Source organism: Luteibacter yeojuensis (assembly GCF_011742875.1).
Lineage (GTDB): Bacteria > Pseudomonadota > Gammaproteobacteria > Xanthomonadales > Rhodanobacteraceae > Luteibacter > Luteibacter yeojuensis.
In genome coordinates, this window is record NZ_JAAQTL010000001.1 from 626552 (window position 1) to 637047 (window position 10496).

10 protein-coding genes and 1 tRNA gene are annotated in these 10496 nt (G+C 64.0%); 7 read left to right on the forward strand and 4 right to left on the reverse strand.

Annotation, left to right across the window (positions count from 1 at the left end; all coding sequences use genetic code 11):
• Nucleotides 1-11 precede the first annotated feature (11 nt).
• The 7 genes from HBF32_RS02880 (at nucleotide 12) to HBF32_RS02910 (ending at nucleotide 7099) form a co-directional block, all read left to right on the forward strand.
• Nucleotides 12-3608 (forward strand): TipJ family phage tail tip protein, encoded by a 3597-nt coding sequence (locus HBF32_RS02880; RefSeq protein WP_166698121.1) that lies wholly within the window; start codon nucleotides 12-14, stop codon nucleotides 3606-3608.
• On the forward strand, nucleotides 3608-3886 hold the full coding sequence (locus tag HBF32_RS02885) for a hypothetical protein (RefSeq protein WP_166698122.1): 279 nt from the start codon (nucleotides 3608-3610) through the stop codon (nucleotides 3884-3886). The genes HBF32_RS02880 and HBF32_RS02885 overlap by 1 nt, the downstream gene beginning before the upstream one ends.
• Nucleotides 3887-3906: 20 nt before the next feature.
• Nucleotides 3907-4536, forward strand: a complete 630-nt coding sequence (locus HBF32_RS02890; protein WP_166698123.1) for a hypothetical protein — start codon at nucleotides 3907-3909, stop codon at nucleotides 4534-4536.
• Between the two features lie 7 nt (nucleotides 4537-4543).
• Entirely contained in the window at nucleotides 4544-5242 is a 699-nt protein-coding gene (locus tag HBF32_RS02895) for a hypothetical protein (protein ID WP_166698124.1), read from the forward strand.
• 71 nt (nucleotides 5243-5313) lie between these two features.
• Nucleotides 5314-5961, forward strand: coding sequence for an alpha/beta hydrolase family protein (locus tag HBF32_RS02900; protein ID WP_338039726.1), 648 nt, complete (start codon nucleotides 5314-5316; stop codon nucleotides 5959-5961).
• A 40-nt stretch (nucleotides 5962-6001) separates the two neighbouring features.
• Nucleotides 6002-6691, forward strand: a complete 690-nt coding sequence (locus HBF32_RS02905; RefSeq protein WP_166698126.1) for an SOS response-associated peptidase — start codon at nucleotides 6002-6004, stop codon at nucleotides 6689-6691.
• A gap of 87 nt (nucleotides 6692-6778) precedes the next feature.
• Nucleotides 6779-7099, forward strand: coding sequence for a hypothetical protein (locus tag HBF32_RS02910; protein ID WP_166698127.1), 321 nt, complete (start codon nucleotides 6779-6781; stop codon nucleotides 7097-7099).
• A 392-nt stretch (nucleotides 7100-7491) separates the two neighbouring features.
• On the opposite strand, the gene HBF32_RS02915 is transcribed toward HBF32_RS02910, so the two are convergent.
• The 4 genes from HBF32_RS02915 to metX form a co-directional block, all read right to left on the reverse strand.
• Nucleotides 7492-7578 (reverse strand) — tRNA-Leu (locus tag HBF32_RS02915).
• Between the two features lie 23 nt (nucleotides 7579-7601).
• Entirely contained in the window at nucleotides 7602-8180 is a 579-nt protein-coding gene (locus tag HBF32_RS02920; RefSeq protein WP_166698128.1) for a cysteine dioxygenase family protein, read from the reverse strand.
• Between the two features lie 91 nt (nucleotides 8181-8271).
• Nucleotides 8272-9204 carry a hypothetical protein gene (locus tag HBF32_RS02925; protein ID WP_166698129.1) on the reverse strand — a complete coding sequence of 311 codons (933 nt, stop codon included), beginning with the start codon at nucleotides 9202-9204 and terminating at the stop codon, nucleotides 8272-8274.
• Between the two features lie 179 nt (nucleotides 9205-9383).
• Entirely contained in the window at nucleotides 9384-10493 is a 1110-nt protein-coding gene (metX, locus tag HBF32_RS02930) for a homoserine O-acetyltransferase MetX (protein ID WP_166698130.1), read from the reverse strand.
• Nucleotides 10494-10496: the final 3 nt, after the last annotated feature.

Genomic DNA, 10496 nt, shown 5'->3' on the forward strand with positions numbered 1-10496 from the left:
TTGGGAAAGGCATGGGAAACGAACTTCGGATCATCGGCGCCAAAGGCGGCGGTGGTGGACACACGCCCGTCGAAGCGCCGAATACCCTCCGGTCGATCTCGTCGTTCCACATCGTTGACCTCATCTCCGAGGGCGAGATCGCGGGACTCGTGAACGGCATGCAATCCGTTTATCTCGACGGTACCGCGCTCGCCAATGCCGACGGTACGCTGAACTTCTATGGCGTCTCGGTCCAGGTTCGTCCGGGAACCCAGGACCAGGACTACATCCCCGGCTATGGCGGGGTGGAGAGCGATACGGCCGTCGCCACAGAACTGAAGTCCGGCACGCCTTGGATCCACGAACTGACGGACACCGACCTTTCGGCGGTTCGCATCACGCTCCAAGTGGACGCGCTCCAGAAAAGCAACACGTCCAACGGCGACATCAACGGCTACACGATCCAGTACGCCATCGACGTCTCGACCGACGGCGGGGCATACAACACGGTCCTCAACACCGCTTTCAGCGGCAAGTGCACCGGACCGTATCAGCGCAGCCACCGCATCGACCTCCCGGCGGCCACCGAGGGCTGGAACGTCCGGGTTCGGCGCATCACGCCCAACGCCAACAGCGCCACGGTGTCCGACACGACGCGCATCGTCTCCATCACGGAGATCATCGACGTCAAGCTGCGATACCCGAATAGCGCGCTCGTGGCTATCAGCGGCGACGCCTCGCAGTTCAACAACATCCCCTCGCGCGCCTACGAGATCTTCGGCCGGAAGATCAAGATCCCGAGCAACTACAACCCGCAGACTCGTTCGTACACCGGCGTCTGGGATGGGTCGTTTCAGACGGAGTGGACGAACAACCCGGCGTGGGTGCTGTACGACATGGTGACGCAGGACCGTTTCGGCCTGGGAGACCTGATCGACGCCTCGATGGTCGACAAGTGGGAGCTGTACCGGATTGCGCAGTATTGCGATCAGATGGTGCCGGACGGCAAGGGCGGGCAGGAGCCGCGTTTCACCTGCAATACCTACCTCCAGAGCCAGGCCGACGCTTACAAGCTCCTTGGCGACCTCGCCTCGATCTTCCGCGGCGTCTCGTACTGGATGGGCGGGTCCATCGTGTCCGTGGCGGACATGCCGCAGGACCCGATCTTCACGTACACCGATACCAACGTCATCGATGGCAAGTTCACCTATCAGAGCAGCCCTCGCAAGACGCGGTACACGACGGCGCTGGTGACGTGGAACGACCCGGATAACGCCTACGGTCAGGCGGTCGAATACGTCGAGGACCGTGACGGTCTGGCGCGCTATGGCCTCCAGCAGATTGAGATGGTGGCCTTTGGCTGCACCAGCCAGGGTCAGGCGCATCGGGCGGGCCAGTGGGCGCTGGTATCCAGCCAGCTCGAGACCGACTCGGTAAGCTTCGCCGTTGGTCTCGACGGACTGCTTGGCGCTATCCCAGGCCGCATCATCCGGGTGCAGGACAGTGCGCGCGCCGGGGCAAGGCAGGGCGGGCGCATCGGCTCGGCCACGTCGAGCAGCGTGACTGTCGATGTCCTGCCCGATGAGGTGCAGGTGGGTGACAGCCTGACCGTGCACACGCCTGCCGGCGTGGCCGAGACCCACACGATCAACGCCATCGACACCGTGGCTCGGCGTCTCAGCATCTCGGGGTCGTTCACCGCGACGCCCGTGGCACAGTCCGTGTGGGCGGTGGAGAGCACCACCCTCGTTACCCAGCATTTCCGCGTACTAAGCGTATCCGAGGACTCCACGGACGACGAGATCCGATTCACGATCTCGGCGATCCAGCACAACCCAAGCAAGTTCGCCCACATCGACGACGGCGCGGCCATCCAGATTCCGCCGATCAGCAAGTTGCCCACCGGGCCGCAGGTGCCGCCGACGAACGTGCGGGTTGGCTCCCACGTAGTCATCGAGCAGGGCATCGCGAACAATGTGATGACCATCGAGTGGGACAAGGCCGAGGGAGCCGCCAACTACAAGGTGGAGTGGCAGAAAGACGAGGGCCAGTGGATCCAGGCTGGCACGACCCCGCTTACATCCACGGACGTCCACGGCATCTACACCGGTATTTACACCGCGCGCGTGACGGCCTTCAACAACGGCAATACGCCGTCGCTGGCGACGCTTAGTGATCCTACCCCCTTGCTGGGAAAGACGGGCTCCCCGCCACTCCTGGCAAGCCTGACGACCGAAAGTCTGATCTTCGGCATCGGCATCCACTGGACGTTCCCCGACGGCGTCAGTGACACGCAGCGCACCGAGATATGGGCGAGCACGACCACAGTGCGGCCTGACGCGGACGACACCATCGCATACCACATGGGCGACTTCGCCTACCCGGGCGACAGCACGGAGCTACACGGCCTCGTGGCCGGCACGTCCCTGTTCTTCTGGGGACGGATGGTGGACAAGGCCGGGAACATCGGACCTTGGTATCCGGAGACGGGCGCGGTCAACGGCCAGAGCAGCAGTGATGCCGGCCCGATCCTCGAGTACCTGACCGGGCAGATCACGAAGAGCCAGCTCGGACAGGAGCTTCAGGAGGCGATCGACTCGATCGACGGCCTCCAGTCCTTCATCGAGCCGCCGGCAGCGTGGGCGAACGATGTGGCCTATTCGACCGGCGCGTTCGTCAGCCACAACGGCCAGCTCTGGCTGGCTCTCGAGGACGTGGCAGCCGGCGGTGCCGAGCCCGGCACCGATCCCGAGGTATGGCGCGATGTCGGCGCGGTCACCCAGACGGCAGCGGGCCTTGCCCTGCAAATGTCGCAGGTGAACCTCACCGTCGAAGAACTGGACGGGCAGGTGCAGGCCACGGCTGAGAAGACGGATTCTGTCTATGCGCAGCTGAATCCGAAGAAGATCGGCGTGGACACCGAGGGCACGATTGGCGGTGAGAACGATTTGCCGGTCACGGCTGGGTACTTCTCGCAGACGCTCGCCCAGGTCAACGACAACCAGGCGCTCGGTAAGCGCCTCACAACCGTCCAGGCGCAGTTCGGCTCGCAGCTGGCGGGCGTCACGACGCAGATCGACACCCTAGCGGACGACCAGCAGGCGCTGGCGTCTCAGGTCACGACCGTGCAGGCCACGGCCGGCGAAGCACAGGCCTCCGCGCAGCTGGCCTTCCAGACCGCGGCGAACGTCGACGGCAAAGTCTCGTCGGCGATCATCGGCAAGGTCGGTGTGACCACCGACGGCAAGTATTACTCAGCGGGCTTCGCCGTCGGCATCGACAACAGCGGCGGCACCGTGCAGTCGCAGTTCCTGGTCACCGCCGACACCTTCGCAATCCTTCCAACGACTGCCGGCGGCACGGCCGTGGCGCCATTCGTCATCCAGGGCGGACAGACCTTCATCAGCCAGGCCCTGATCGGAACGGGCTGGATCACGAACGCCATGATCGGGAACACGATTCAGTCGACGGCGGTGGACGTGAACGGAAATCCGCTATGGTCGCTGAACAAGACCACGGGGCTCGTGATGCGCGGCTCAAGCGCCGCTGGCCGAACGGAGATCGACGGCAATGGCGGACGAACCTACGACTCAAGCGGCACGCTGCGCGTGCGTTGGGGTATCTGGTAATGCCCGCCGGTCTCCAAACCTTCGATGCGGCGGGGAACATCATCGTCGACCTGACGACGCGCATAACCCGCGTCGGTGGTACTGCGAATATCCCCGCCGGTAGCACGGGCTCCGTCGTCGTACCCAACGCCTCCCAAGGCACCCTTTGGTACGCCTTCTGCCACCAGTCGGGCGAGCGGTACTACCCGGTGATCAACGTTAGCGGGGCTACCATCTCGTGGAGCCCTTCGACACAGGGAACACCGTCCGACAAGACAATCATCTTCGGGGTCTATTGATGCCCGCTGGCCTTCAGATCATGAACGCCGATGGCGTCACAGTGCAGATCGATGATACGTACGCGAATCTCGCTGTCGTCGAGATGGGGACGATAGCCACAAACACGGCCACCTCGGCGGGTGGCAACTCGGGCGTCACCTTCTCCCGATCCGGACTTAAAAACCCGCTGATCGCCGTCGCCGGAAGCACGTCACAGGTAGCGGTCGCGTGGCTCCAGAACGCAGGGAGCGGTACGTGGGGATTCAACATCGCCGCAGCTGGCGGTGTTGGGACGCAGTGTAAATACCTAATTTTCGACAATCCACCTGCATCGAACCCTAACTATGGGTTCCAGGTGTTCGATTCCTCTGGAAACAAAACGTTTGATGGCAGCTTGAGATACCTGCGCGTCGTGGACATGCAAGTCAATATTTCCGATGGCGCTGTTCTCAATTACGATGCAAGCAAGCAGTACGCCGTTTGTCACCTGATATTCGGGTTTCGAGTTTGGAATCAGACAGGGTTTAATCAAGTTGTTGCATCGCGAGCGAGTGGTGGCTCGGTGACATTGAACTACATAACCATCAACTCCGTACCCGGGAGCCCACCGCAGCTGAATGCGGCTCTATCTTCGATCCTAGTGGTCGACATAACGAACTACGGACTCTGAGGCACCTATGGCACTGAACATCCAGCGGCTCAACTTCGACCCTGTGACGGGCGACAACCCGAGCGAAGGGTTCATGAAGCTCGACCTCAATATCGGGGAGATCGTTGAGGCGATCGATGGCGATGGCACGCCCGAGAACACCGGGATAGAGCAACGCTTATCGGATGCTGAGTCCAAGATCTCCAATCTTCAGCCCATATCCATCTCTGGCCTATATGCTGGCCGACCCCTCGCTCCATCCGTTCCGCCATGGACAATTTACTACGCTACCGATGTGCTTGAGGCCTATCTCAGTAATGGCACCGTCTGGACGGTTCTCCCCACTTCCGGAGGTGAGCTTGGATATGCAGAGAAGGTGTCTGCGTCTTCGACATCTTCGACGTCACCGGTAGATATAGCGGGTCTCACTGTCACATGCCGGGTAGGAGAGAAGCCAGTTATTGTCGAGTACGGCGGTGCCGTACGGCACCAGAGTACTACTGGAATATTCGTAATCCAGATGGTTTATGGGGACAGCGTGACCCAGGGAAGCAGAATCGTCGGTAGCGGCGGATACGTGTACCTAGAAAGGAAAACACGTATCTCGGGACTCACTCCAGGCTCAACTCAAACATTCAAATTACGAATGAATGCGGCATCCGCAGGTACTGTAGATATTTATGCCGACGCGAACGACCGTCCCTTCATACGAGTGGCGAACACCTGATGTGGACTAGCGTTGGGCGAGGACGTGTCCACGCAGGTGAAGATGACGTGCTTATGGGGGCGAGCCGTTCCATGGCTCCCAAGCCTGGGGTGATCTACGTCCATGGAGCTGAAGGCGACATAGGAGGTGGCCTGACGTGGATGAAAATCCCTTCGCGTGCTCGCCTGATCAATGCGATCGCCGACGCTGGATACACGATGGTGTCGGCAGATCTGGGTGGAGTCGAGACTTGGGGGAACGACACCGCCGTTGGTCGGATCACGGAGGCGAAGACCTTTCTTCAGTCTCAGCCCAGCGTCCTCGCCGGTCCAGTGATACTCGTCGGTCAATCGATGGGCGCCATGAACAGCCTTGTGTGGGCAGCGCGGTTTCCTGCCTCCGTGAAGTGCATCGTCTGCGCGATTCCGGTGGTCAACCTGAGCGACCTGCGGGAGCGCCTATTCAAGGCCAGCATCGACGGCGCCTACGGAGGGACGTACAGCGACGCCGCGTTCGGATCTCAGCACAGCCCCTACGTGATGGCGGCCTCAAACCCGTGGTCAGGCATCCCGATCCAGATCTGGTACGGCGATAGCGACATGGTGTCGCCGCCGGCTTTCGTCGCGTCGCTCGGACGACAAACTCCTTCAGCTGAGCTTCGCCTTGTACGGGGAGGGCATGCCGAATCGACGGTCGAGGCGATCCCGCCGGACCAGGTCCTCGCCTTCATGGCCAGGTAGCCGCTACGTCGCCGTCACGGCGCGGCGGTATGCTGCGGCCATGTGCGGCCGCTACGCCACCTTCGGACCCGTCAGCCTGAGCCGTGAGGCTCGCGAGGTGCTGGACCAGCTCGAGCTGGACATCAGCAGCGAGATCAACCAGCGCGAGCCGCAGTACAACGTGGCGCCGACCCAGAAGGCGCCGGTGGTCCTGTATGGCGACGGCGGCTACCACGTCCGTGCCTACCGCTGGGGGCTGGTGCCGCATTGGTCGAAGGATCTGAAGTTCGGGGCGAAGACCATCAACGCCCGCGCTGACACGGTGGCCACGAAGCCTTCGTTTCGCGAGGCGTTCAAGAAGCGCCGCTGCCTGGTGCCGGCGAGCGGCTACTTCGAATGGAAGGGCGAGTCGCCCAACAAGCAACCATACTTCATCCACGACCCCGCGGGCGACCTGCTCATGTTCGCCGGGCTATGGGAGGGCTGGAGGGAATCGCCAGATTCCGAATGGGTGCACACCTACACCGTGATCACCGGCGAGCCTGGAAAGGTCTCCGGCGACATCCACGACCGGCAGCCGGTCATCCTGCCGCCGGATCTATGGTCGGTGTGGTGCGAGGCGCCGCCGGCGGATGCCCGGGGCGTGCTTGCCAAGGGTCCCGAGGCGGATCTCGTCTACCACCCCGTGACCAAAGCCGTCGGTTCCCCGAAGAACAAGGGTCCCGAGCTGGTCGAACCCATCGATCTGTAGGCCGGCTGGCGGGTTACTGGGGAAACCTCCCGCTCCACCCTCACGCCGTCCACATTTCTGAGACTCGCCGGCGGTATCGTCCGCGGCATGAGCACCGTCACCTGGCTTCCCCGACCCGTCCTCATGGGTGCCCCTGTGCCGCAGCAGTACGGTGCGGCGGAGAACGGCGTGCCCTTCGTCATGGTTCGAGAGCTTGCCAACTGCGACCTATGGCGGGTGAGCCTCTACCCGGACGGGAATCCCGAGCGCGCGATCGAGAGCAGGGCGGCCTCCGAGCGGCAGGCGAAGCGTTTCATTGAACGCTGGGCAGCTGCCCGCACGCTGGAGCCGCGGGCGCCGGAGAAGGCGAAGAAAGCCGACCCGGCATGGGCACCCCGCAAGCCGAAAGGCTCGGACGACCGATCCTAGGGCGCCGCGCCAGAGTCCTGAGCGACGTCGGCGTACCCCTTGGCCTTCAGGCATCCCGCCACCGATTCATCGATATATCGCCGACGGTCGGCCTGGCGCGTGATGTTGTGCGGGACGACGACCCCGTACGCGCACTGGGAGACGTCACGGTCACGCTGCGTCGTGTCGGTGGCACAGCCAGAAAGAGCCGCGACCGCGCAAGCGGCAACAATCCATGATGGGCGCATTTGATTTTCCCCTGTTGCGTCGGGCAGCCCCTGTGCTAGCCCGGCAGGGGGATCATAGCGCAGGGTGGGGCAGGCGAAGCAACGCCGTTGGCGTCAGTGGACAGAATTGCGGAACAGTTCGGTAATTGCGGAAAAATCCGTTAACCGAAAAGTTCGCTAAGTCCTTGGTGCCGAAAGTGGGACTCGAACCCACACTGTATCTCTACAAACGGATTTTGAGTCCGCCGCGTCTACCGGTTCCGCCATTTCGGCATGGGAAGGCGATTATGCGGGATTCAATGCACCCGGTCGAGGCCCAACTGGCGTTCGGTGCGGTGGTACCAGTCGTCGCCTTCGGGATTGAACACGGCGCACTGCGTCATGCGGCCCGAATAAATGTGCAGGCTGACCGCCACGGCGTCTTCGCTGGGGTTGCGGATGGTGTGGTACTCGTGGGGCGGAATCAGGCTGCCGGCGGAGCCGGGGCCGGCCTGGATCGAGCCCACCGGGCGGAAGTGGTAGCGCTCGGCTTCCTGGTCGAGCAGTTCGTACTGGACGATCTCCAGCGCGCCGTTCCAGACGCCCTCGACGCACCACATGCCGCAATGGTCGTGAATCAGGGTGCCCTGGCCCGGCCCCCAGGTCATGGCGACCACGCTGTAGCCGTGCTCGTCGCTGCGGTAGAGCTCGCGGCGAGCGTAATGGTCGCCCGCGGTCTCGAACACGCACCGGGGTAGCTCGACTTCCTGCGAACGGATCAGCCGGCACAGCGCATTGCGCAGGTTGTCGGTGATGGCCGGGGTGCTCGGCTGGGTGACCGAGGCGTCGATGGCTTCGATGAGCCTGCGGCTGCCCGGGAAGTCGACCGTGATCATGGGTGGAACCTCTGCATGCGTGGGCGTAGGGGACGCCGGTCGCCCCCAATCATAGCAAACCGGCGGTCCCCGCCTTGAACGAGGCGTGCATTCAGGCCCGGCGTCTCCTCAGTCGCGGCGACGTGCGGCTACTGAGGGCATCGTTGAAGGGGCCGAAGGAGGCAATGTAGGCGGTCCGGTCGTTCCGGTGCGTCTCGGCGAGCCGCCGGTGGTCGGCGAGGACGCCGTCCATCCGCTGGATGGCGGCTTCCGCCACGGCCGCCGCCGACGGGTCCCCGAGGGACAGCGCCATCCGGTGCAGGGCGCAGCCGTAGAGGCGCAGCGCCACGGCTTCGAGGTAGAGGGCGTCCGACGCGGCGCGCGCCTTCCGGTAGACCTGCGCCGCCTGGCGTGCGGCCGGTGGCTCGCCGAGGCATTGAAGGACGTTCAGGATGTCCTGCGCCACATCCTGCTCGGTGCTGGACGCCGCGGCCAGCGCGGGGTCCACCCAGGTGCCCAGGTCCACGGCGTGTGCGCGCGCCGAGACGGTCCGCCACCCGGGAGCGAGGGCGTACCAGATCGACATGCGGCAGCCGACGATGAGGGATTCCAGGTCCCGGGCGACCTGTTCGTCGCCCGGCTCCGCGGATTGCCATGCGGTGAATCGCTTGCGCTGGGCGTAGAGGTGCGAGTGCAGCGCGGACGTCACGCCTTCGTCGCCCGGTTCGTCGAGCACGTAGGCGGCGTTCACGGCCATGCCGATGGCGTCCCGCGCGAGCGCCCTGGCGCTCGCGTCGCGTCCTTGTTCCAGTGCGAGCATGATCGTCGCGTGCATGTCGGCCAGGGCATCCAGCGCGCACGATCCGTAGAGGCGGGCGGCGTTGCCCGGCACCGCCTGCAGGTTTTCCAGGCCGTGTGCGATGGCCTCCCGGCTAGCCTGCATGTCGGGAAGATGGCGGCGCAAGCTCTGGAGCTGCGTCGCCCACACTTCATGCTGGGCCGTCCGGAGCTGATCGGCGTGTGCTTTTCCTTCTGCGTGATTCATCGAACATACCTTCCTGCTTGGCTTATGCGTACTGCACGCAGGCATGCTCTGAGACGTGGATGGCGACGGCAACACTTTATTGCCGGAACGGCGTGCTGACCGCGTCTCGCGGTCATGGGACGCGAACGCAGCCACGGGTTCGGCCTGTTGGGTGGCTAAGACGATTCGGAGCGAAGGTGCTATCGAATCTTGCCGAGAAACCCACCGATGGCCCGGCTGTAGTTCTCGATGTCGACAAGGAAGGCATCGTGCCCCTGTGGCGAATCGAGCGCCACGAAGTCCACGCGGGCACCCGCGGCTCCCAGGCCCTTCGCGATGGTTTCCTGCTGCTCCAACGGAAACAGGATGTCGGTGCTGACGCCGATCACCAGCGCCTCGTCGACATGGATGCGTGCCAGGCCGCGCATCACGTCGCCATCGCCGTATTCCGCCACGTCGAACCAGTCGCTTGCACGCGAGAGGTAGAGGTAGCTGTTCGGGTCGAACTGGCGGTTGAAGCGGCGTGCGTGGCCTTCGAGGTACGACTCGACCTGGAACTCGAAGCCAAAGGGCGAGCTTCCGTCGCGCTCGTCGGAATCGAGGCGGATGCGTGCGAAGCGGCCGTTCCATTCCATCGCCGAGCGGTAGGTGATCACGCCGAGCTTGCGCGCGATGCTCATCCCGTGTTCCGGCCATTCGTCGCCGTCGTACTGGCCACCGTGCCAGTGCGGATCGAGGCGGATGGCCTCGCGCTGAAGGGAGCGGATGGCGATGGCGAACGGCTGCGCCTGCGGCGCGGTATCGACGCTGATGTGCGTGCGCACACTGCCGGGGTGCAGCAGCATGTACGCCAGCGCGCTCATGCCACCCATGGAGCAGCCGACGAGGCAGGCGAGCCGCATGATACCGAGACCGTCGGTCACGGCCTCGTAGGCGGCGTTAGCGACGTCTTCGAGCGACAGCTCCGGGAAGGTCAGGCGATACGGCGTGCCCGTGGCCGGGTCGATGGAGGCGGCACAGGTGGAACCCTTGTCGCTGCCCAGCGAATTCACGCAGACGACGAAGAAACGGTCGGTATCGAACGCCCGGCCCGGGCCAATCATGGCTTCCCACCAGCCCGGCGTCGGATCCTCGGCGTTCGCCGCGGCGTGCGCGCTCGGCGAGAGTCCGGTGAGGATCAGGATGGCGTTGTCGCGCGCGGGCGCGAGCGTGCCCCAGGTTTCGTAGGCCACGCGCGCGCCATGCAGTTCGCCGCCGCGCTTCATGCGGAACGGCGAGGAAAGCGGGTGGTAGCGGCGCGCGTCGCCCATGCG